Raw genomic sequence first — 23,905 nt, 5'->3', positions numbered from 1 at the left:
CAAAAATTATACATGTCTAATCTAAAAATTTTGTTTTTAGTTCAAAGATTTTCCCCTGCATTAGGTGGTTCTGAACAATTGGCAGAAAAATATGTTGATTATTTATCTCAAAAACATGAGGTTGATGTTGTAACAACTGATGCTATAGAACTTGATGCCTTTTGGAATGATTCTAAGAAACAAAATGTATCTTTACCATCAAAACCTTATTCTGTACAAAGATTTTCTATTACAACTCCTGATAAAATTCCTGAAAATTATTTTTCACAACATTTTCCTATTTCTCAACCTGGGCCATTTTCTATAGATCTTTGGAAATTTCTTAATCACCCACAAAAAAAATATGACCTAATTATTGGAACTTCTTTTCCATATGATCATTTAATCCCATCTGTATTTTATTCTAAAATAAATAATATCCCATTCATATTAATTCCACATCTTCATCTACAATTTCCTTTTCTTTATCTTAATGCTACAAAATTGTCTCTTTTATCTCAGTCTGATGCTATTGTTGTAAATACTAAACGAGAAAAATCTATGATAAAAAAATATGTTGATGATGAAAAAGTATTTGTTAATCCACCTGGGATAATTACTTCCATAAACAAATCTGATCTTTTTAATGTCAGAAAGAAATTAAACTTGGACTCCGATTCTATTTTAGTTCTTTTTGTAGGTAGAAAATCTACAGAAAAAGGCGTAATTGATCTAATTGAATCTGCAAAAATTTTGATTTCTGAAAATCATAACATCTATTTCACATTTGTAGGGCCTTCTACAACTGTATTTGAACAATATTATTCTAAATTGAATTCAAAAGTTAAAAAACACATTTTTAATATTGATAAAGTCTCTGAAAATGAAAAATGGTCTTATTTCCATTCTTGTGATATTTTTGTAATGCCTTCAAAATCTGAGTCTTTTGGAATCGTTTATCTTGAAGCATGGTTATTTCATAAACCCGTTATTGGTTGTGAAATTGATGCAGTTAAAGAAGTAATAGATGATGGAAAAAATGGTATTTTGGTTCCATTTAATGAACCAATAAAACTTAGTCAAGCACTCAAAAAACTTTTCCATAAAAATCTTAGAGATGAATTTGGTGAACATGGCTTTAAAAAATTATTATCAAAATATGATCTTGAAAAAAACGTAAAGATTTTTGAAAATATTTGTACTGAAATTTCTAAACTATGAAATTTCTATTTTTTCAATACCTATTCCTAAAGGATAATTTGGTATTTCTTCAAAAATATAATTTGGAGACCAACATTTTTCAACTATGATGGCAATTTTTAAAATTTTATCTTCTACCAAGTCTGATTTAATTTTGACATTTTTTTCTAAAACTGATAATGAATTAATGTTAAATGCATCAATTACTATGTTGTTTATTTTGACACAAACTTTAGTTTTTGGAATAGATATACAATTAATTTTTAGTGTATATGATTTTTTTTCATCTATTTTGAAATATACATATGCTTCTTTTTGAGTGAATGCTATGACTTTATTAAATAGAAATGGTACAAAAATAAAACCAGTCCCTACATTTTCATATCCTTTTTCTTCATCAAAAATAATAGTATTATTCAGATTTATTTTCATTAACATATTTTTGATTGATTTATCAAGCCATTGATTTGTAGCTTCACATAAACTTTCATCAAAATCAATTTTCTCTTTGTTTTCAAATTTATATATATCTCCTGAAATTTCTCCTAGTTTTAATTTTACAAAATATTTGATTAAATTAAAACTCCCTTCATTTCTAAATAATGATTTTTTCCTGTTTTGAAATAGCGTTTTTATTAATGAAAATTTCATAAAATCATTATTTTTTTTACATTATTATTTCTGACTATCAATAGAATTAATTATTACTCTAATTACAATGAATAAATGAAATTATTTCTTTTGATATTTTTCTTACTTAGTTTTTCAATATTTATTACAAATGCATACTCCATCTCAATAATCGATAACAGTGATTCTCATAGTTTTAAAATGACTGATCTAATTCAAATCAAAGGACAAGTAAATGAAAAATTATATGAAAATAAAATAGCTGTCGAAATATTCTCTCCTTCTGGATACTCTAGTTTAAGTAGAATGGTAGAAGTTCATCCAGATGGCCACTTTGAATTATTATTTTATGCAAACTATACTCATGGTAGGTTTTCTCCAGATGGTTCAGGAATTTATGACATTCTTGGTACTGTATTAACCAAAGATGGTCCTATCACACTTCCTATTACTTCAATCAAATTAGATTTGGAACCAACAATAAAACAAAATTCTACAAATACTAATTCTGAGGGTGGAGGTTGTCTTATCGCAAGTGCCACATATGATACTGAAATGGCTCCACAAATCCAATTTCTAAGAGAAATTAGAGATAACAAAATAATGAACACTGAATCTGGTGCATTTTTTATTGAAAAATTCAATAAATTTTACTACTCTTTTTCACCTTCTGTGGCAGACTATCAAAGAGAAAATCCAATTTTCAAAGAAATGATAAAGATTGGTATTGCTCCAATGATATCTAGTTTGCATGTAATGTCGTTTGCAAATTCTAATGAAGAAGTTATGATATATGGAATTATTGTAATTTTGATCAACATTGGAACATATTTCATTTTTCCAACTTTACTAATTTTTAAATTAAAACCACTAGTAACAAAACTTTCAAAAAATTATATTAATTTTTAATTTCTATTTTTTTTAAACAATTGATTTAATTTTAATATAATCTATTGCCATCCCAATTTTTCTTTTATCTGCTAAATTTTTGTTAATGTCATGCGGACTAAGAGTTTTTGGAACATGAAATGACAAAACAGAAAAATTTTTTCCATTTTGCAAAATATGTTTTGAGATTATTCCTTGAAATGTTGTGATTCCTTGATTATTAAATAAAATCTTAAGATTAATTTCATAATTATTAATTTTGACTTTCAAATTTTTTAATATTTCTGGAGTTATGGACATTAAAACACGAAATTCAATTATCAAATCATTTTCTCTAGAAAGTGGTAAATCTATTGTAGATATTTTTTCTGGTCCTGTCCATCTAAAAATTTTTCCAGTATCATTGTGATTTTCCCTAGAATGCCACCCAGTGCCTACTAGTTTTTTATGAAAATAAAGTTCTATTTGATTTGTATTATTTGTATCTCTATAAGTCCTTTCTTCGTAATTTTTCTCTAATAATTCGTACATCATTTCATTAAATGAAATATTGTTAAATTTTGATTCATAATATTTTTCTTTTAATGTATTTACCATTAATGAATAACGTTTTTCAAAAATATTTTTTCCATACTCATATAATTCCTTATCTAATTTATTAAAATCTAATATTTTTGATATTGTTTTTTCTGATATTTCTTTTTGGTTTATCGGAGTATTTGATTTGTTTTTTTGTAAATTTGTCTTTTTTGGTTTCCAACCAAAAGTATAATATAACAAAAATAATGATTCTTCAAATTTTTCAACAATTCCTACAAATGCACTTGATGCTAGATTTTTTTTCGCAATTTGAATTAATTCACTATCAGATAAATTTGGTGATAAAAATTCTGATATAGATTCTATCAAAAAATCTTTTGATCTATATTCTATTGATTCCAAAATTTTTGGAACATCTAACTCTAAACTAAGATAGCGTGTTTGTACATTTTTTAGCATCAAACCATAATGTGGATCTGTGATAAAATCTGATATTTCGTTTGATTTTGAAAAAAAATCTATAACTGCAGGACCTAGTACTCTTCTGAGTGTTTCAAAATGAGATATTGTGCGTTTTAATGGATCTCTTAATACTGTTAAATACATTGGTTTTTTATTTAGAAATTTGTTGAGACTTACACCTAATTCTCCTCTGTATAACCTATATCTAGAAAAATCTCTTGGAATATCATCAAACCACTCACTCCAATAATGTTTGCGACATATTTGATCAAGATCAAAATTTTCATCAAGATATGAAATTAATGTCCCCCCTGCAGTCTTTGGTATGTGGAGAAAATATAAAGTGTCTTTGTCTCTTAATTTATATTCTATTTGAATGGGACTATCCATTTACCAAAAAATATTGTAATGAAATAATAATGTTTTATTTTATGTATTGCGTAGTACGTTTTTCTTCATTGCCAAATATGACACCTATGGTTCTTAGAAGAATAATGTTGTTTTTTTCACAAAAATTTACTAAATTTGATACATATGACTTGAATTTAATAGGGTTTTCATTAGATTTTAACATGGATGAGAAAAGATCATCATGATCTAACATTACCACTTTATGTTCACTAATCAAAATATCTGTAATCTCTTTGATGTTGTTTACTCCTTTTGGACTTTCAATTTTTGGTACAATATTAAGATTTTTCGGGATATACTCAAAATATTTTTTTAAATCATCTGCAGTCTCAACATTGGAAATTGCTAAATATTTTACATTAGAAAAATTATTTAAAACATGGATTATTTCTTTTAATGAATAACTATTAGATGGTGGTTTTGTTCTATTTATTGGTAAGTCTAAAAATATTTTGTGTTTATTATGTTTTGTTAGAATTTTTTTGAGTTCATTTATGTTGTTTATCCATGCTAAATTTATTCTAAAAATTACATCTGATGGAATGTCTATTCCATAGTTAGTTAAATTCTGTGAAAAAATTTTCATATGAACAAAATTAAGAACATATTATTTATTTTTATGTATGATATTTTTATCATGATATTATTTTTTCATTAATTTTACATATGACTCTATTACTTTTTCTGGTTTACCTGAATCAATAATTTTTCCATTTTCCAACAAAATGACCCTGTCACAAAACTCTTCTAATTGTCTTAAATTATGACTAACAAATATTATTGATTTTCCTGATTTCTTTATAAGTTGAAACGCTTTATTACTTTTTTCCTGAAATGAATAATCTCCAACAGATAACACTTCATCGATTAGAAGAATGTCTGGGTCCACACATAGTGCAGTAGATAATGCTAGTCTCATAAGCATTCCTGTAGAAAAATCCTTTATTCGTGAATTCTCGAAGCCTTCTAACTCTGCAAATCGTATTACTTCATCAATCTTTTGCTCCATTTCATGTTTTTTTAATCCTAAAATAACTCCATACAAAACGATGTTTTGTGCTGCAGAGATCTCGGGATGAAACCCTGCACCTATTGATATAAAAGATGAGATTCTTCCATGAACTTCTATTTCTCCTGATGTAGGATTCATAATTTTACCTAAAATTTTTAAAAGTGTGCTTTTTCCTGAACCATTTCTACCTAAAATCCCTAACACTTCGCCTTTTTTTAATTCAAAAGAAATATCGTTAAGAACATTCAAATCCTTATATCCTGTTTTTTTTGTTATAATTGATCTAAGTTTTCTAAACACTTCATCATCGTTTTCTTGATGTATTCTAAAATTTCTTGTAATATTAGATGCTTTTAGAACAATTTCATCTTTAATAATTTCTATTTTTTTATTATTTTCTTCCAACGGTACTTCTTTAGAAATTTTTAAAATTTCATCAATGCTTAACTTATTTTTTATTATTCTAATCTTACATATTTTTCCATTAAAATGATTTTTATCTTTGAATCTACCCCCCATTGTAATTGGATGCATATTTGAAAAATTTTCTTTTAAAGAATTTCCTGTACAGTATACTTCTGTTTTAACTCCATCAATAAAAATCTCTAAACTTCCAGCTTCTGTTAATCCATTAAAGGCAAAAACCAAATGATGCCATTTGTAATCTCCAATTTCATTAATAGGCCCTGTTTGATGTATTAAACAATTACTCGGATAATTATTGTTCATGTAAAAAATTATCTTTTGTTCTTCATTTTCAACATGAAATCTAACATCCCACCCCTTAAACATATCAGATTTATCATCATTCATCTTTGATAGAGCTGAACCATACTGTTTTCCATAAAATTTAACCCATAAACTTATGGAGAATTTTTCATTTTCTTCAAAATTGAATTCTTTTGAATTATCTAATTCTTTAATATCCAAATTTGAGTTAAATTGAAAAATTTTTTCCTTTGATTTAATTATGTTATTTTTGTTTTCAATCATATTACTTCATCAATCTTTTTGTTCATCTTTCTAAATATTGTCCATCCTACAAATAATGAGGCAAAACTTGTCACTATGATATAGCTTAAATCTGATATATTTGGCCATGTGTTATACAAAAGTGCATTATGACCTAACTCCATAATTAATGCAAGTGGATTTAATTTTACAAATTGAGCAATTGATTCTGGAAGAAAATCAATTTCATAAAATATTGGAGTAAGGAAAAACAATGCTTGGAGTAATACTGTCCAAATTATTCGGGTATCCCTAAATCTTACATTTAAGGCAGATAGTGGAAGCGAAATACCTAATGAAAATACGAAAAGTAGAATCACTAACAAAGGAATTGCTAAACTAGTAACTGTTGGTGTAAATTGAAACACTCCTATGAATACAATTACAATTGAAAATTCTATCAACATCATCAAAAATGCAGTTATTGTAGATGATATTGCAAAAATTTCTCGTTTGAGATAAACTGATTTTATGATGGTAGCTTTTGATAACATACTTTCTGTAGACATTGATGTACTTCGAGTAAACATATTGTACATTACCAGACTAAGAATTAGAAAAATTGGAAAATATTCAATATTGTTTAGTAGAATTGTACTAAAAACTAAATTTAGTATGGATAAAATGAATAATGGTTCGAGAAATGACCACGCAATACCTAAAATTGAATTCCTATACCTGAGCTTTAAATCCATAACTGCAAAGGTAAAGATTAATGATTTGAAACTAAGAATTTCTTTGATTTCTTCATTCATCTAATTTATGCCTACTGACTAATTTATCACAGTTTCGTATTATATCTAGGCTCATATTGCATTAATTTTTATGCAATTTTTATTAAGACTATACTTTCAAAAAAAGAACTGATTTGAAACAAACAATACATCAATTCCTTCCGGTATTGGCAAGACACGATGCAATAGGAGAAACGGTGCTTGAAATGCAAAAATCTATTGTCAACTTCGGTTATAATTCTGAAATCTTTGTTGAAAAACAAATAGATCCTACCAAATCAATAACAAAACCTTTCACTGAATATACCCCTCAAAAAAATGACTTAATAATTTATCATCATTCTATTGGTTCTGAATTGGCAAAATTTCTATCAAGAATTGATCAACCAAAATTATTATTTTATCATAACATAACTCCTTCAAAATTCTTTGTAGAATATGATCAAACACTTGTATCTGAACTGGAGCAAGGACGAGACCAACTCAAAATCTTATCTAATTCGTTTGAATATGCAATGGCTGCATCAGGATATAACAAAAATGAATTAACATCTTATGGATTTAAAACAATTCTTGATATGCAATATTTCTTAAACTTGGAAAGATTCAATAAAATAAATTTGGATCAACAAATTTTAGATTCTTATAATGATACTACTAACATTATTTTTGTAGGTAGACGTTCACCAAATAAAAAAGTAGAAGATATTTTGAAAATATTTGCATATTATAAAATATTTAATCCAAAATCAAAACTATTTTTACTTGGTGGAAGCTGGTCTGTAGAAAAATATGTTAAAAAATTAGAAAAATTAAAGAAAAAACTAAAAATCAATAATGAAGATGTTGTTTCAATTGAAACACTTTCAGATAAAGAATTAAAGTCATATTTTGAGATATCTGATGTATTTGTATGTATGAGTGAACATGAGGGATTTTGTATTCCACTTGTGGAATCTATGCATTTTCATGTTCCAATAATTGCTTTTAATGCAGGTGCTGTTCCCGATACTCTGGGGGGCTCAGGAATCTTAGTTAATCACAAAAAATTTGGTGAAATTGCTCAAATTATTGATATTCTAATGTCAGATGATTTGTTGAAAGAACAAATCATTAAACAACAAAATGAAAGATTGATGAATTTTAATAATGAAAAAGCAACAATTCTATTAAAAAATAACATTGAATTAGTTCTTAAATCAATTTCATAGGTAATGAATCATGATTGAAAATGAAGTCAAAAAAATTATGGATGAAATAAAAAATCAAATTCAAAATTCCTCACAACCTTCAAAAATTACCTCTGAAAATATTATTTCATTAGCTTCATCAAGATATCAAGAACAATTATCTCACCTTGATTCTAAAAATTTAGAGCGTGTTGCTGAACTTGATGCTGTAGTTTCAAAAGAACAAAAAAAGAATAATTTAAATATCTTTAATGATGATTTTGATGAAAATCTTATTCAAGCAAATTTGTCTTATGATATTCAAACAATAAACAAAATTGACACATTCAAACCAAAACTCATTAGAAAATTAGTTTTAAAATTTAGAAATTTAATACAAAATGAAGTACGATTTGCATTAAATCCTATTGTGGACAAACAAATTAAATTTAATATTAATATAACGAGATCAGTAAATGGACTAAAAAAAATTCTAGATTCTATTGAACTTAAACATCAACTAAGAATCGATAAACTTGAAAGTGATTCTGTTAGAATTGATCTCTTAACTATCTTTAATGCATATCATTACTATCTAAAAAGAGATCCAACTTCTTCAGAGTTAAAACAATTATTTGAATATGATTTTATGGATGATCCTGTTTACAAACAACTTATGATAATAAAAAAATCGGATGAGGCAAAAAAAGTATTGAAAAATGAACTTAGTACAAAAGGTATTATGATGTATGATGATACATTTTGTTACAAAAAAATTGATAATCAAATAATTCATTTTAATTTTAATGACAAAAATTATCTAGAACCATTTTCAAATAATGAACTATATGAACCAGGAACAACAAATTTTCTAAAGAAAATTCTAAAAAAAGGAATGAATGTAATCAATATTGGAGCTAACATTGGTTACTTTACGCTTTTAGCTGCAAGACAAATAGGTCCTGAAGGTAAAGTGTTTGCATTTGAACCATTTCCAAAAACAGTAGAACTTTTGAAAAAAAATATTGATTCAAATGGATTTCAAAATGTTCAAATTATTACTTTGGCAGTATCTGATAGAAAAGAAAATTCTTTTCTTGCATTAAAATCTGATAGTGGGCACAATTTTGTAACACCTGCTCCTCCCAATGAATATGATTATCTAGAAATTATTACTACTACTATTGATGATTATTTTGATGAATCTGCCCAAATTGATTTTATTATAATGGATGCAGAAGGATATGAGTCTAGAATATTTGATGGTATGAAAAAATCCCTTGAAAAAAATGCGCCAATACAAATCCTTACAGAATATAACCCACATACACTAAAAATTGCAGGTACTAGCGGGAGTGAATTTTTAGAAAAACTAGAAAAACTTGATTTTAACATACAAATCATTGATGCAGATGGAATGCCTAAAACCTATATCAAAAATGAATTATTAAAAATGAAATTTCCTAATACTGCAACTTTATTTTTAACAAAACACATATCTGAAATTATATAGTATATGGTATATTGACGACTATGAGTGACTTGACTCAACAAATCACAAAATTATATGAATTATTTTTAGATCGTACCCCAAATCAAGTTGAAATTGATTACTGGAATAATCAAATTGATTCAGGTTTAAACTTTGAAGGCTTGTTTAATAAAATTAAATTCTCTAAGGAGGCCGAACTTTTAGAATTAAAAAAGCAAGCATATGATCCAAAAACCGAAACTATTAGTATTACACTTGCTGAAAATACTTTATCTCTCGATTGCAATGATAAAGTTGCAATTGAAACGTATCTTGTAGTAGAATATGAACCAGGAACAACAAATTTTCTAAAGAAAATTCTAAAAAAAGGAATGAATGTAATCAATATTGGAGCTAACATTGGTTACTTTACGCTTTTAGCTGCAAGACAAATAGGTCCTGAAGGTAAAGTGTTTGCATTTGAACCATTTCCAAAAACAGTAGAACTTTTGAAAAAAAATATTGATTCAAATGGATTTCAAAATGTTCAAGTTGAATCAAAAGCAGTTTCAAATAAAACTGATTTTGCAACTCTCTTGACTGGAGGAAGTTCATTACACAACTTTATTTCAAAAAAAAAATTTCCACAATTAAACGAAATTAAAGTCCCAACAATTACCGTTGATGATTTTTTAAAAAATGAGAAAAAAAACATTGATCTGATTTTTATTGATGCTGAAGGACAAGAACCTCTTATCTTTGAAGGTATGAAAAACACACTTGAAAATAAAAATATTGATATTGTCTTTGAATACAATCCATTCACACTAAATTTTTCTGATACGACTCCTGATGATCTTTTAGATCCCCTTTCTGAGATGGGATTTCAATTATACATGATTGATGAAAACACAAGCTCCTTGAAATCTATAAGTAAATCTGAATTGATCAAACAAATCATTCCTCCACAAGTTGCAAATGTCTACTTAACCCGAAAATCCAATATTTAGGCTGAAAAATGACTTTTTCTCAAAAAATTATATTTGTTATTCCATGGTATGGAAAAGATGCAACAGGTGGGGCAGAAATTCAATGCAAAACACTTGCAGAACATCTACGTGACTCTGGATTAGATGTCGAAGTTTATACAACATGTTCTAAACAATTTCAAGGAGAATGGAAAGATGATCTTAAACCCGGCAAATATTTAGAAAATAAAATACCTGTTCATAGATTTAGATTAGACAAACGTAACAAATCTCTCTTTGATTCTATTAATCACAAAATAATTTCTTTACAAAAGATCTCAATACAAGAAGAAAAAGATTTTTTTAAAAATAATATTAACAGTAAAGATTTGTTAAATGCAATTAAAAAAGATTCTACTAGTCTATTTATTTTTATACCTTATTTGTATGGGACAACATTTTTTGGTTATCAGATTCACCCTGACCGTTCTGTTTTGATTCCTTGTATTCATGATGAGGGATATGCAAAAATGAATCTTGTTAAAGAAATGCTTTCCAAAGTTAGAGCAATATCTTTTAATTCTTTACCTGAAAAACAATTTGCATCATCTCTTACAAAAATTTCTCAAAATAAGATACTTGGAGAGGGAATAGATTTTATTAAGAAAGAAACTTCGTTACAAAATTTTAAAGAAAAATATAATCTTGATAAATTTATTTTATGTGCTGGAAGAAAAGATAATCAAAAAAACACTTCTTTACTAATTGATTATTTTTGTACATATTTAAAAAAAAATAATTCTGATTTAAAACTTGTTCTAACTGGTAAAGGGACTGTTGATATTCCATCACAGTTTTCAAAAAATATACTTGATGTGTTTTTAACTCGTGAAGAATTAAACAATGCATATTCTTCAGCATTATTTTTATGTCTCCCATCTATTAATGAAAGTTTTTCAAGAGTAATAATGGAATCTTGGACAAACAAAACCCCTGTGTTAGTTAATGGTAAATGCTCTGTTACAAAGCATTTCTGTTTAGAAAGCAATGGCGGATTATATTTTGAAAATTATTTAGAATTTGAGGCATGCCTGAATTACTTTCTCAACAATCCTAATGTATCACAAAATTTGGGGCAAAATGGCTTTGATTATGTAAAAAACAACTATGACTGGAAACATATAGTTCAATCTTACATTGAATTTTTTAACGAACTTCAAAAGTAATTATTTACATAATGGTAATTCTTTGATAAAATCAAAATGAAACTGGCATGTATTCCTGCATTTAATGAAGAAACCTACATAGAAGATGTTGTTAAAAAATCACTCCCGCATGTTGATCAAGTTGTAGTTTGCGATGATGGTTCTACTGATGCAACTGCAAAGATTGCAAAAGACGCTGGTGCAATTGTAATCTCACAAAAGAATCAGGGATATGGAGCAGCTATTGCAACACTATTTGATTATGCAAGAAAAGAAAATGCTCAGATTATGATAACTTTGGATGGCGATGGACAACACAACCCAGAACAAATTCCACTATTGGTAGATGCAATTACTGCTCACAATGTTGATGTTGCAGTTGGTTCTAGATTCTTAGATGACTCAACTGATGTATCTGGATATAGAAAATCTGGAATCAAAATTATTACATCAGCTTCAAATTATGGAACAAACTTCAAAGTAACTGATTCTCAATCTGGATTTAGAGCATATTCTAAAGTTGCAATTGATGCAATTCATCCTACAGAACAAGGAATGTCTGTATCAACTGAGATTTTACTAAAAATTTCAAACAAAGGATTATCGGTTGCTGAAGTTCCTGTAACTATTTCGTATCAAGGTGATACATCAGATCAGCACTCTGTTCCTCATGGTGTTTCTGTACTGATGAATACTCTAAAGTATGTCTCAATAAAACATCCCGTTCAATTTTATGGAATTCCTGGAATTGTATTATTAATTGCAGGAATTATTTTAGGTGGAATATTCTTAGATGCATATCTCAGCGAACAAACTGTATTTTATGGATCATTGCTTGGGTCTGTTGTATTATTTTTACTAGGTGCAATATTGTCTGTTACTGCAATTATCTTATTTTCTATGGCTAATTTAATTCGAGATAGATATTAATTCATCTCTTAGTTTTCTTTTTGCAGCAAAACCAATTTCTTTTTGTGCCAAGGATACATCTGCTAAACTATATTTGATATCTCCCTCTTTCTCTTTTTCATGTTTTATCTCTAGTTTTTTATTAAATACATCTAACATAGTTTTTGCAAGTTCATTTATTGATGTTGATTTTCCTGATGCAATGTTATATGTTCCACTAATTTTTGATTCTAATGCACACGAATATGCATCAACTATGTCATTTATTGAAATAAAATCTCTTGTCTGTTTTCCATCTCCGTAAATTAAAATCTCTTTATCTCTTGAAATATTTTCTAAAAATTTTGTAATGACTCCTGCATACTGTATGTTTTGTCCTTTTCCATAAACATTAAACATTCTTAAAATTACATATTCTATTCCAAATTCTTTTGCAAATTTCTTTATTTCATTTTCTGCTTGTAACTTACTTTGACCGTATGGTGATGTAGGTTTTGTAATTGTTTTTTCATTTATTGGTAATTGATCACAATTACCGTATACTGCAGCTGATGATGCAAAAACTATTTTCTTTATTTTATTTTGTTTGCAACACTTTAAAACATTGATTGTTCCATTAACATTAACATTCATTGTGTCTTCTGGGTTGGTAACTGATTCAAACACATCTGTTTTTGCTGCCAAGTGAATCATAACATCTGTTCCTTTACTTGATTTTAACAAAGTCTCATAGTCTAAGATATCACCTTGTATGAAATGAATATTTGAAATATCATTTTGTGAACTGTTTGAAAAATTATCAAAAATTGTAATTTTGTGTTGACTAAAAGATTTTGCTAAATATCGTCCAACAAAACCTGCTCCTCCAGTAATCAAAATATTCATTGATTCTCAAGGATTTTGTGCAATTATCATGCTTTCTATTAAGATCATCTGAATCAAAAAACAGAAAAAACTTTATAATAATTTCAAGATATTTTATTTGATAGATAATATTTTTGGTTTAGAGCCCCAAAATAGTCATAAAAATGTAAATATTACAACAAGCGATCAAATTATTATAACTAAATCGAATCAGGCATAAAAAAACTTCAAAAAATGTTCTAATTGTGGACAATTCGTCCATTAGGCTTAAATACAAACTTTAAAGAAAAATGTCAATAACATGAATAACGAAATAGGACGTAAAATAACTAGTCTTACATTAATGACAATTATGGTTGCCGGTGGACTGACATTTGCAGTTCCAGGTGTAATGCCTGCTGCTCATGCAGCCAACGCCAACCTATTTGTTTCCGCAGAAAACTCACAGTTTGACAACTACATGTCAGGTCCTCAAGTAATTGAGGTCGTTGTAATTGACTCAGACATTAATGACACAGATGAGGCAAAAGGTGAACCAGATGTTACAATAAACGGCCAAATACTTAGAATGGTACAAGCCGTCGATGGTAACTGGTATGGTTACTTTGCAGACAAAAGCCAAGCACAAATTGCAGATTCTACTGTAACTAATGATGGTGAAGGTCTTGACTTTGGTGAATTCGTCGGAAAATCTACTAACCTAGGAGCAAGTGGTAAAACTGTAACATTCGGTGATACCGTAGGTGTTGCTATTCCTGATAAAGCTGATTGTGCTGGTGTCGATGGACTCGGTACAATCGATTCAGGTGCAACCACCTGTGCTAACGCTGGTTCTACAGGTACAGCAGTATCTGCAACCACTGAGAATGAAATGAATGTTGTAAGAGAAGCAAAATCTCCAAATACAACTAAACCAGGAGACGCTGGTGTCGGTCAAATCGGCATTGATGGTGATTTCTGGCCAATCATTCAACTCTATGATTTCACAGTTTCTGGTAACGTAGTAGTACAGTATAACAAAGGTGGTGGTGTTCAAACAACAACACTCACATTTGATACTGTCGAAAACTTTGCTAATATCTCATTAGACAGAACTGTATATCCACAAAGTGCTCAAGTTCATGCCACAATAACTGATTTGTGGTTGAACATTGACCCAACCGATGAAGATTCTTGGACATTTGGTACATTAAGTACTGCAAAAAGTACTAACTACCAAGTATTCGACGAGAATGGTAATGCAGTCGGTGATACTGATGGAAATACAGACGACAACTTACTTACTGCCACTAAATTAAGTGACTTAATGTGTGAAGACAACTGTATACTAATCATCAACGATGATGCTCAAAACTCTGGTACTGAAGTACTCACCGTTCAAGATAATGGTGACTCTGCCATTGAATTAACAACTGGTAAAACAGATACCAATGACGGATTAAACTTCCAGACAGCAGCAGATAATCTCGCAGGTGATTTCCCAGTTACAATTACAGAACAGGGTCCAAACAGCGGTGTATTTGGTACATATGATGAATCAGATGTATCCGCTCTTAAAATCACATCAGATGCAAAGAGGGGAACCTCTGCATCAATTGATTATAATGAGACCCCAACGACAATTCTTGTAGGATTCGGCTTTGCAACTGTTGACATTCAAACTAACGATGATGAATGGAACTCTGGTGAAGAGATTCCAGTTATTATTGTTGATAGTGATGCCAACAAAAACAGCAGATCAGATGAAGACTTGGATCTTAATAAGGTAAGTGTAGATTTAATCCCAGCACTAAGTACTGGTGATCCATTTACAATTGGCGAAGTAGGAACCGGCTCTAGTGCAAAAGCAGAATTTGTATTTGTAGATATTGAAAATGATGCAGCTGCAGATCCATCAGGTGGCACAGCTCTACCTGGATATGCAATAGCATCACAACAAGATACAACTACAAAAGTTCAAGCTTTCAGCCATAGAGCAATAGTCACATCAGATGAAACAACTGCAGTAGACTCAGTCTTTATTGATTATAAAACAACAGTATCAGACTTTGAAGATACCTTTAAGGGTGCTACTAGTTTCAATGGATTCAATCTTCTTAACATTGATGTGAGAAGTTTGTCTACTACTGGAACCTGGAATGCATTCCTTCTTATCGATAATGATGCAATCATTAACGAAGAAGATGGTGTCTCCGATGGTGCAGATGTATTAAATACTGAAAAAACTGGCGACACAACAGTAGTCGCATTAACAACAGGTCTTAGTTCACAAGATCTACATGTATTTAGTTCATCTGAAGAGTCAACTATTCAAACTGCATTAGATGCAGCAAGTGATACTGACTTTGTTGGTTTAGTACTATTGAATTCCGTAGCAGCTGGATTTACTCCAAGTTCTGACGGTGAAGTAATAGTAGTAGACTTCTTCTCATTTGGTTTCACTGATGATGGTGTACAATCTACCGAAAGAGTTGCTAACCAAATCGTAAGAATTGAAGCTGAAGAAACAGGTGACAACACAAGTACCTTTGAGGGTTCACTTGAATATGTCATGGTTAATCAACTCAATATCTTAACTGAGGCTACATACTCTGGTTTATCACCAATCGCAAATGATCCTTCATTCATAGTAATTGAGGATCTAACCGATGAAGATGCAGTAAGAGTCTCATACAATGATCGAGGTGCAGATGGTGTTGTAACCCCAGTATCTGATCAAGAAGAGGCTCCAAGCCACTCTGGTATTGTTTCATTCAATCAAGATTCATACAAGACTGCTGACACTGTAGTAATTACCTTAGAAGACTTAGATCTTAACGTAGACTCTGATCTTATTGATATCTTTACAGTAGTAACTTCTACTGCTGATACTACTTATGACACGGTAGGAAAGACCGGTTTAACTACCGACCTCTCCTTTGGTGACTTAGGTAGATTATTAGATATCACATTTGATGATGTTCGATGGTCCACCCCAACAGGTGCTGGTGACGTAACCGGCGACAACTCCGATGATTGTGAAAAAGAATTCTCCGATGCCAACATTTCAGATACAGGACTTGGTGCAACTGGATTTACTCTAGTTGAAACAGGAATTGCAACTGGTGTCTTTATTGGTGACTTCCAGATTCCATCAAAATGGTGTAGAGTAACCGATGCTGATCCATCATCTGGTGGTTCTCCATACAAATGGAAAGGTGACCTAGAAACAACAACCGGACTTGATATTGAAGTCAATTATGTTGACTTTAGAGATGCATCTGGTGAAATCGTCGAAGTTGGCGATTCAGCAGGTGTTAGAGCAAACACCGGTTCAGTAAGTCTTGATAGAACTGTCTATCCAGTTCCATTCGGAACATCTGGTGATTTCACATCTAGTGCATCTACCCCAAGTGGCAGATCACTATTCCCAATACATGCTACCGGAATCGGTACCAATAACATTGGATCAGGATTTGAAATCCCAAGTGGAGATCTAACAATTCACGTAAGAGTAAATGATCCAGACTTTGACATAAACCCCGCTGGTGAAGATACAATTAATGAAGCCGCTGACGCAAACGGTGACGGCCCTGTTAAGATTTCTGTAATAAGAGGTTCTAACACTGTCGTTCTCGGAACTGCTGGTTCTGCTGCTGTTAATGGTAAAATTGCAACAACTGCATTATCATCTACAGTAGAAGATGCAATCAGAGTCTTTGGCCCAATTACTGAAATCGCACCAGATGCAGGTATATTCGAACTGGATGTAACTGTTAAATTCACTGATGGTCCAGCCTCTCCATTGTGTCCTAACAATCCAACATATGCATTGTTAGGAACTGATGAAACCGAGACTGCAACAGGTAACACAGAAGACAGATTTGATGTTTCAGATACATACGATGGTGAGGACTTCTGTATCCTACAAGGAGATATTCTCCAAGTAGAATACACAGACCCAGCTGATGCATCTGGTAGCTCAAACACTGTCACAGACTCTGCTACCTTTGACCTTAGAAACGGTGTATTGCAATCCGACAAATCCGTATACATTATCGGTTCAGACATGATCTTAACACTCATTGAGCCAGACTTTGATCTTGACAATGACAGTGCTGAGACCTATGACTTGGACTTGATCGAATGGGACTCTGATGCCGCAACTACCACCATGGGTAACAAAGGTGTTACCGGTGCAGCCGCAGCATTTGACCCAGAACCTGATGCCTTTAGAGAAACAGGTGACAGCACTGGTATCTTCCAGATTGTCATCGAAATCCCTGAAGAACTAAATGGTGACAAGTTAGAAAGAGGAGAAGAAATTATCCTCGAGTATACCGATTGGGGTCCATCCGGATCTGATTATGTAGGTGAAGAAGATGAAGATGTCAACTTGACAATCTACACTTCTAACTTCGGAGCAACTGTGGAACTTGACCAAAAAGTCTATACCTGGACTGACAAAGTATACATTACCATTGTCGCACCAGATCACAACTTTGACAGTGACCTAATTGACGAAATCGGAGAAACTAGCAGTGATCCAATAAAGGTCTCTACTAGAGGATTCGATATCGATAGGTACAAACTCGTCGAAACTGGTACTGACACAGGCATCTTCACAGGTGAAGTAATCCTTACAGGATTCAAACACGATGCAGACGGTGATGGTACTGAGGAAGGTCCATTTGCAAGCACATCTGCAGATGGTACAGGTCCAACCGATGGATTCATAGAAACTGATGATGATGACGGACTTACTATCTCCTTTGAGTTCTCAGAGGATGAAACAATCGTAGGCTCTGCACTTATCAGATGGAACATTGGTGAGGTACAATGGCTTGAAGCAAGTTACCCAGCAAGCGGAACAGGTGTTATAAGAGTAATTGATCCAGACATGAACTTTAATCCAGAAGCAGTCGACAACTTCAATGTCGATGTGTGGTCTGACTCCGATGCCGGAGGTATTGATCTCACTGTAACTGAGACTAATGAGGCAACCGGAATCTTTGAGGGAACTGTGTTCTTCACAACCCTTGATGAATCATCTGGTCACAGACTCAGAGTTTCAGAAGGTGACACTGTCACCGCAGAATATGAGGACAATACACTACCTGATCCATACACAACTGCAGATGAACTTGATATTACTGCCACTTCACTAATTGGCACTGTAGTACCACCTCTCGAGAGAGCACCAGCTGCTAACTTGAGAACCGTTGACGCATTCGGTAACAGCTTAGACTCTGTTTCCGTTGACCAACAGGTACAAATCAGCGCTGACTTAGCAAATGGTCAGGATAGAGAGCAATCATTTGCATACTTGGTACAGATTCAGGATGCAAACGGTGTCACAGTCTCACTTGCATGGATTACAGGTTCGCTATCTTCTGGTCAATCATTCAGCCCAGCATTATCATGGATTCCAACTGCCTCAGGCACATACACTGCAACAGCATTTGTATGGGAATCAGTAGATAATCCTACGGCATTATCACCACCAGTTAGTACAACTGTCAACGTAAGCTAAAACTAGTTCACATTACCCTTTTTTTCTTTTTTTGAATACCTCTTAACGAAAGTTATAGACAATTTTTCCAGAAGTAATATCTAGGAGAAGATTAACGATTAATTAAAATGAAATTTCAAATTTTGTTTCTGATTTTTTCTATATTATTAATTGTACAAATTCCAAGTTCTTATGCAGACCTTGTTGTGTCCACTAACAGCAAAGTCTATGCGCCCTCACATAATCTTCAAGTTTATGGAACTGGCTTACCTGAAGAAAATCTAATTCTAAGACTATTTGCACCTGATGAAACCATTGCAAAGTTTGATCAATTAACCACCAACCCTGATGGCTCTTTTAACTACTCCTTGTTGACGTGGCCTCAACCATCAACCAATTTTCCATATGGGACATACACTGTTGAAGTAATTAGTACCGAACAAAATGGAATCTCAAAAAAAATTGACGTACAATTTTCATCTACTACTGAACTTCTTGATGTACCTGTTCAGAGAGTTGTAAACACCTTAGTCTTTGCACCAGAAGTTGCAGCAATTAACCAACCAATTAGAGTATTTGTCCAAACAACAAGTGATGGATTACTGATAGGAAATGAGCCTGCTCAATTACTTGGAACCACACATGTCCACTTGCCCTCAGGAATCTCTGTCACTTTAACAAATTCCTTTAAAACTTTGCATCAGGGATTATACTATGTAGATTATACTCCTATTGAGGAGGGAACTCATGTCTTTCATGTTGTAGCCTTTAGCCAAGGAACTACATCTCATGGCTCTGCTGCTACAAATGTTCTAAGTCAAGATCTAGGTGGGATATCTGAACAAATAATTAGATTAAATACGATTTTAGATGACACCTCAAAAGAACTAAATGTTTTGAAATCTGAGATTGAAGGTTTTGATACTACATTAGAAACTGCAAGTACCAAGATAGATGAAAGCACAGGAACAATTTCTACTTCTGTGGAATTTATTAGTGAAGCATCCTCTCAACTAAATTCATTACTCTTTCCAATCATTGCGTCTATTGGAATTATAGTGGCATTACAAATTGCAATATTGGCACGAAGAAGATAGTTATAATAACGTAATAAACAAAAATTCATTGATGCCCAAAGCGGCTATTTTCTTTTCAATACTTCTTCTCTCGTCTTTTTTGACAAATTCTTATGCATTTACTGGAGATGATGTATTTTTTCAAAATCAAAACAACCCCCCCAAATTTGATTCTGGAATTATTGACATAGATTCTGATTTCTTTATTGAAAATAACTTTAAGCGCTATCTGATTTTTGGAACAAATTCACAAAACTCTGAATTTGTAAAAAATAATTCAATATATGGAGTACAATCTGACTATGGATTTTTTTACGTCTCACTCTTGTCTGAAAAATCAGCCTCGCTACTAACTACAAAGGGTTATGATATAGTTGAAGATTACAAACTAGATTTTCATTCAACAAATGATAAAATTTTAGATGCCTCAAGAATTGGAACAATAACAGGTTCAAGCGCTGCTCTAAAAAACTATGATTCTTCAGGAAATGGAACTGTCATTGCAGTTGTGGATACTGGTGTTGATTTCTCAAATCCAGATATTCAACATTCTCTTGCAAGAGACAATATCAATCATCCTTTAATGCTTGATGCTGATGGACAAGGGATTATTCTAACAAATGCAACCTTTTTTGCATATGTTGATAATAACGAGATTATAAGAAATTACAGTAAACCAATTCCATCTCACATGACTTCATCAGCATATGTCACAAAAAATGGAGTATTTCTTGATGTGTCTCAAGGTGGAAAGGGCAGTGAAATTCCAATTTATAATTCATTTTTTCCACAGATTGGTTCTTCTCCAATTTTTAATGGAACACTAACTAATGATATGAAAATTGGTCAAGACAATAGGAATTACATAAAATCAAAGAGTGGGCAGTACCATCTTGGTGTAATGTATCAGGGTGGATTAAGTGGATCTCTTGCAAAAATCCAAGTAGTACCTGTTCTTGTAGTTGATTCTTTTATTCCAGGAGTTTATGATACAATAATTCCTGATTTAAGTACATCATGGGAAGATTATACTCGATTTGATTTACCATCAGGACAAAAGCCAAACTATGACTTTGATTTTACTGATGAAAAACCAATTGTACTTGGTAGTGGAAAAGAATTTCTTGTTTATGACTCAAACAATGATGGAAAAAATGATTACAGTGCTGGAACAATTGGTGCAAAAGTTCTAGATGTTTATGGTGTAATTAGAAACAACTCTACTGAAATTGATGATAAACTTAATGCAATTAATGGCACACTTTTACCTCCAATAGATCCTGCTGGTGAATTTTTTGGTGTAATGACTGATTTCATGGGACATGGTACTTCTAGTGCTGCATCAATTACCTCACGTGGTCAAGAAATATATGACATTTACAATAACACAAAAAAATATTCTATTACGGGAATTGCTCCTGATGCAAAAATTTTGCCGGTAAAGGCATTATGGTTTGGAGATACTGTCTTTGCATGGCTATGGTCTGCAGGATTTGAAAATGAAAATAGCAGTTGGAAATTTTCGGGAAAACCTAGAGTGGATATTATATCTAATAGCTGGGGGGTTTCAAGTTTTCCATCATTTAATTCTGCACCTGGATTAGATATCTTATCGTTAATTCAAACTATGTTGGCAACTCCACATTCGCTAGATGATGATTATCCTGGAGTTGTAGTGGTGTCTAGTGCAGGAAATTCTGGTCATGGATATGGAACAATAGGATTGCCAAATGCATCTCCTTTTGGTATTACAGTTGGGGCAACCACTAACAATGTTTTCGTTGGATATGGCCCATTCAAAGATCAGCCTCGATTTGGTAATAACACTGATCATTATAATCATGTAGTGGATTTTTCAAGTAGGGGCCCTACACTAATTGGTGATCCAAAACCTGATGTTATGAGTATTGGTGCACATGGATTTGTTCCTTCAAATGTAATAAAAACTCAAAAAGATTCCAAGAAAGAATCCTTCTCCTTATTTGGAGGTACCAGTATGGCAGCACCTTTAGTATCAGGTAGTGCAGCAATCTTAATTGAAGAGATGACAAAACATTCGTTAAACTATGATCCTTTTTTGATAAAAAATATCTTGATGTCTACTGCATCTGATATGAGCAATGATCCTTTCACTCAGGGTTCTGGTTTGGTAAATGTTGAATCTGCTCTAGACTATGTCAATGGAAAAAATGATGTGTTTGTCGTACACAATAATGCATCATATGAAAACATCAAACAAATTGTTGAACCTTCAATAAAAAATTTCAACTCTACTGGAGTGGGATTTGAAAAATTTGATCTCCCTTCACATTCATTTCCTATGACTAGTTGGTTTGCTGGACAATTAACTGCAGGAGACAGGACTACTACAACTTTTACTATTGAAAATCCAACCAATGATCCCATTTCAATTGATATAAAATCAAAAACCCTGTCTTTAATCAAACATAATCAATTTAATGGAACTACAACGCCGCGCCAACAAGATTCTATAATTAACAAAACTGACGTCTTTATTCCAAATTATGTAAAACTTTCTGATGTAAAGCAACATAAAGAACTAGGAGATTTTTTTGAAAAAGAAAACCCCATTCCCAAAGAATCTTCTTTGATGATACTAAACGTAAATTTTCCATTTAATCAATTTCTTAATAAAACATCTGATGTTTATGCAGATGATATCAAAATATCTTCCTTGTATCTGTATGATTGGCTTGATAAAAACAATGACACAAAAATTGCCAGTGATGAAATTTCTATGGTAAATAGAGGTGGATCATGGGGAACAGTTCAGGAAATCAGAATTTCAGAACCAAATGAAAAATTTGATGGTGTTCCATTAGTTGGTGTTTATCCTGTTCCAACAAGATACTCATATTGGTTGGGAAACACAAATCAAAATTCAACATCAATGGATTACACACTTTCAGCAAGTTATTATCAAAATAATAAATGGTCTATGTTGTGGCCAGAATATGAAACAATAACTGTGCCTCCAAATGATGTTTCAAAAGTAGACGTGACTCTAGTTACTCCAACTGATTTAGAAACAGGCGTATATCAAGGATTTCTAACTTTTCAAAGTGATTCGCATGAAGTAAACGCACCAGTATCTTTTGTAATTAAAAAATCAATAACAGAAAATGACTCTACAATTATAATCAAAGGAAAACAAAGTGATGATATTCTTTATGGAAATGGATATACCAAAGGTGCATTTGATATGGTTAATCGTTACATGGCAGGTGATTGGAGACAATATTATTTTGACATACAAAACGAATTTGTAAACTCTGCAGCTATCGAAATTTCGTGGACTAGTGATGACACAAATCTAGCTGTATTTGTTATGGATCCATTAGGCCAGATAATTCAAACTAATGTACCTTCTGGTGTCTTTGGTCATTTTCTTGGATGGCCATCACTTGATTGGTTAGGTAACACTCCATTTAGTCAGGGTGGAGGATTTTTCCCAGTAAAAAACAAAGATGATACATCAACTGTGTTGCATGTACCAATTAACCAAACTGGTACTTATACACTACTGACACATTCTACCTTGTTTGGAGGAAATTCCACAACTGAACCAATCACATTGGTAGCTAAATTTACAAATATTTCTACTGAAATTATTCCTCAAAATACAGAAATAATTACAAGTTCAATACCTTCTACTGAGTCAAAAATAATTTCTGAAAATATATCTAAAAATATCCTAGAAGAATCCCCTCCAAAAGATGTGATAGTTTCTTCTAAAGAATCAGACTCGTTATTTGTAACAGGAATAGCACTAGGAATAGCACTAGGAATAGCAATAGGAATTGCGATCGGAATTGTTTCTATCTTTATCCTTAGACAAAAATTTACCCAGTAACTGAACAAGGT

General features: G+C 31.5%; 16 protein-coding genes. 10 read left to right on the top strand and 6 right to left on the bottom strand.

The window, feature by feature from the left end:
- Positions 1–12: 12 nt before the first annotated feature.
- Positions 13–1,200, top strand: a complete 1,188-nt coding sequence (locus NPIRD3C_RS00175; RefSeq protein WP_148702288.1) for a glycosyltransferase family 4 protein — start codon at positions 13–15, stop codon at positions 1,198–1,200.
- On the opposite strand, the gene NPIRD3C_RS00170 is transcribed toward NPIRD3C_RS00175, so the two are convergent.
- Entirely contained in the window at positions 1,195–1,830 is a 636-nt protein-coding gene (locus NPIRD3C_RS00170; protein ID WP_148702287.1) for a hypothetical protein, read from the bottom strand. The two genes, NPIRD3C_RS00175 and NPIRD3C_RS00170, sit on opposite strands and share 6 nt — an antisense overlap.
- A 75-nt stretch (positions 1,831–1,905) precedes the next feature.
- On the opposite strand from NPIRD3C_RS00170, the gene NPIRD3C_RS00165 reads away from it, so the two are divergent.
- Positions 1,906–2,718 carry a CFI-box-CTERM domain-containing protein gene (locus tag NPIRD3C_RS00165; RefSeq protein ID WP_148702286.1) on the top strand — a complete coding sequence of 271 codons (813 nt, stop codon included), beginning with the start codon at positions 1,906–1,908 and terminating at the stop codon, positions 2,716–2,718.
- A gap of 12 nt (positions 2,719–2,730) precedes the next feature.
- Here NPIRD3C_RS00165 and NPIRD3C_RS00160 read toward each other — a convergent pair whose 3' ends face one another.
- From NPIRD3C_RS00160 to NPIRD3C_RS00145, 4 genes are read right to left on the bottom strand one after another with little or no spacing between them, the layout of a single operon-like run.
- Entirely contained in the window at positions 2,731–4,089 is a 1,359-nt protein-coding gene (locus tag NPIRD3C_RS00160; RefSeq protein ID WP_148702285.1) for a sulfotransferase family 2 domain-containing protein, read from the bottom strand.
- Positions 4,090–4,123: 34 nt separating this feature from the next.
- Positions 4,124–4,696: an aldolase/citrate lyase family protein gene (locus NPIRD3C_RS00155; RefSeq protein ID WP_148702284.1), complete on the bottom strand. Its 573-nt coding sequence runs from the start codon at positions 4,694–4,696 to the stop codon at positions 4,124–4,126.
- A 57-nt stretch (positions 4,697–4,753) separates the two neighbouring features.
- On the bottom strand, positions 4,754–6,115 hold the full coding sequence (locus tag NPIRD3C_RS00150; RefSeq protein WP_148702283.1) for an ATP-binding cassette domain-containing protein: 1,362 nt from the start codon (positions 6,113–6,115) through the stop codon (positions 4,754–4,756).
- Positions 6,112–6,888, bottom strand: a complete 777-nt coding sequence (locus tag NPIRD3C_RS00145) for an ABC transporter permease (protein ID WP_148702282.1) — start codon at positions 6,886–6,888, stop codon at positions 6,112–6,114. The genes NPIRD3C_RS00150 and NPIRD3C_RS00145 overlap by 4 nt, the downstream gene beginning before the upstream one ends.
- A 113-nt stretch (positions 6,889–7,001) precedes the next feature.
- Between NPIRD3C_RS00145 and NPIRD3C_RS00140 the strand changes: the two genes are divergently transcribed.
- Genes NPIRD3C_RS00140 through NPIRD3C_RS00120 form a run of 5 tightly spaced genes read left to right on the top strand, consistent with a single transcriptional unit; the run spans position 7,002 to position 12,610 of the window.
- Positions 7,002–8,078: a glycosyltransferase gene (locus NPIRD3C_RS00140; RefSeq protein ID WP_148702281.1), complete on the top strand. Its 1,077-nt coding sequence runs from the start codon at positions 7,002–7,004 to the stop codon at positions 8,076–8,078.
- 10 nt (positions 8,079–8,088) lie between these two features.
- The gene (locus tag NPIRD3C_RS00135) at positions 8,089–9,549 is read left to right on the top strand and encodes an FkbM family methyltransferase (RefSeq protein WP_148702280.1); all 1,461 of its coding nucleotides are present in this window, start codon (positions 8,089–8,091) and stop codon (positions 9,547–9,549) included.
- 20 nt (positions 9,550–9,569) lie between these two features.
- Complete coding sequence (locus tag NPIRD3C_RS00130) at positions 9,570–10,517, top strand: FkbM family methyltransferase (RefSeq protein WP_148702279.1); 948 nt, start codon at positions 9,570–9,572, stop codon at positions 10,515–10,517.
- Positions 10,518–10,525: 8 nt separating this feature from the next.
- Positions 10,526–11,701 (top strand): glycosyltransferase family 4 protein, encoded by a 1,176-nt coding sequence (locus tag NPIRD3C_RS00125; RefSeq protein ID WP_148702278.1) that lies wholly within the window; start codon positions 10,526–10,528, stop codon positions 11,699–11,701.
- A 36-nt stretch (positions 11,702–11,737) separates the two neighbouring features.
- Complete coding sequence (locus NPIRD3C_RS00120) at positions 11,738–12,610, top strand: glycosyltransferase family 2 protein (RefSeq protein WP_148702277.1); 873 nt, start codon at positions 11,738–11,740, stop codon at positions 12,608–12,610.
- Here the strand turns inward: NPIRD3C_RS00120 and NPIRD3C_RS00115 are convergent.
- Positions 12,590–13,474 carry an NAD-dependent epimerase/dehydratase family protein gene (locus tag NPIRD3C_RS00115; protein ID WP_148702276.1) on the bottom strand — a complete coding sequence of 295 codons (885 nt, stop codon included), beginning with the start codon at positions 13,472–13,474 and terminating at the stop codon, positions 12,590–12,592. The two genes, NPIRD3C_RS00120 and NPIRD3C_RS00115, sit on opposite strands and share 21 nt — an antisense overlap.
- A gap of 280 nt (positions 13,475–13,754) precedes the next feature.
- On the opposite strand from NPIRD3C_RS00115, the gene NPIRD3C_RS00110 reads away from it, so the two are divergent.
- The 3 genes from NPIRD3C_RS00110 to NPIRD3C_RS00100 all read left to right on the top strand — a co-directional run bounded on the left by NPIRD3C_RS00110 (position 13,755) and on the right by NPIRD3C_RS00100 (position 23,894).
- Positions 13,755–18,965, top strand: coding sequence for a hypothetical protein (locus tag NPIRD3C_RS00110; RefSeq protein WP_148702275.1), 5,211 nt, complete (start codon positions 13,755–13,757; stop codon positions 18,963–18,965).
- A gap of 107 nt (positions 18,966–19,072) precedes the next feature.
- Positions 19,073–20,041, top strand: coding sequence for a methyl-accepting chemotaxis protein (locus NPIRD3C_RS00105; RefSeq protein WP_148702274.1), 969 nt, complete (start codon positions 19,073–19,075; stop codon positions 20,039–20,041).
- Positions 20,042–20,072: 31 nt separating this feature from the next.
- Complete coding sequence (locus tag NPIRD3C_RS00100) at positions 20,073–23,894, top strand: S8 family serine peptidase (RefSeq protein WP_192827853.1); 3,822 nt, start codon at positions 20,073–20,075, stop codon at positions 23,892–23,894.
- Positions 23,895–23,905: the final 11 nt, after the last annotated feature.

The organism is Nitrosopumilus piranensis (assembly GCF_000875775.1).
Lineage (GTDB): Archaea > Thermoproteota > Nitrososphaeria > Nitrososphaerales > Nitrosopumilaceae > Nitrosopumilus > Nitrosopumilus piranensis.
The sequence above is the reverse complement of the archived record's forward strand: the minus strand, read 5'-3'. Positions and strand labels throughout refer to the sequence as shown.

Excerpts from the sequence above, each read along its gene's own strand:
- NPIRD3C_RS00175 (WP_148702288.1), top strand. The coding sequence starts at position 13 with ATGTCTAATCTAAAAATTTTGTTTTTAGTTCAAAGATTTTCCCCTGCA.
- NPIRD3C_RS00170 (WP_148702287.1), bottom strand. The coding sequence starts at position 1,830 with ATGAAATTTTCATTAATAAAAACGCTATTTCAAAACAGGAAAAAATCA.
- NPIRD3C_RS00165 (WP_148702286.1), top strand. The coding sequence starts at position 1,906 with ATGAAATTATTTCTTTTGATATTTTTCTTACTTAGTTTTTCAATATTT.
- NPIRD3C_RS00160 (WP_148702285.1), bottom strand. The coding sequence starts at position 4,089 with ATGGATAGTCCCATTCAAATAGAATATAAATTAAGAGACAAAGACACT.
- NPIRD3C_RS00155 (WP_148702284.1), bottom strand. The coding sequence starts at position 4,696 with ATGAAAATTTTTTCACAGAATTTAACTAACTATGGAATAGACATTCCA.
- NPIRD3C_RS00150 (WP_148702283.1), bottom strand. The coding sequence starts at position 6,115 with ATGATTGAAAACAAAAATAACATAATTAAATCAAAGGAAAAAATTTTT.
- NPIRD3C_RS00145 (WP_148702282.1), bottom strand. The coding sequence starts at position 6,888 with ATGAATGAAGAAATCAAAGAAATTCTTAGTTTCAAATCATTAATCTTT.
- NPIRD3C_RS00135 (WP_148702280.1), top strand. The coding sequence starts at position 8,089 with ATGATTGAAAATGAAGTCAAAAAAATTATGGATGAAATAAAAAATCAA.
- NPIRD3C_RS00130 (WP_148702279.1), top strand. The coding sequence starts at position 9,570 with ATGAGTGACTTGACTCAACAAATCACAAAATTATATGAATTATTTTTA.
- NPIRD3C_RS00125 (WP_148702278.1), top strand. The coding sequence starts at position 10,526 with ATGACTTTTTCTCAAAAAATTATATTTGTTATTCCATGGTATGGAAAA.
- NPIRD3C_RS00120 (WP_148702277.1), top strand. The coding sequence starts at position 11,738 with ATGAAACTGGCATGTATTCCTGCATTTAATGAAGAAACCTACATAGAA.
- NPIRD3C_RS00115 (WP_148702276.1), bottom strand. The coding sequence starts at position 13,474 with ATGAATATTTTGATTACTGGAGGAGCAGGTTTTGTTGGACGATATTTA.
- NPIRD3C_RS00110 (WP_148702275.1), top strand. The coding sequence starts at position 13,755 with ATGAATAACGAAATAGGACGTAAAATAACTAGTCTTACATTAATGACA.
- NPIRD3C_RS00105 (WP_148702274.1), top strand. The coding sequence starts at position 19,073 with ATGAAATTTCAAATTTTGTTTCTGATTTTTTCTATATTATTAATTGTA.
- NPIRD3C_RS00100 (WP_192827853.1), top strand. The coding sequence starts at position 20,073 with ATGCCCAAAGCGGCTATTTTCTTTTCAATACTTCTTCTCTCGTCTTTT.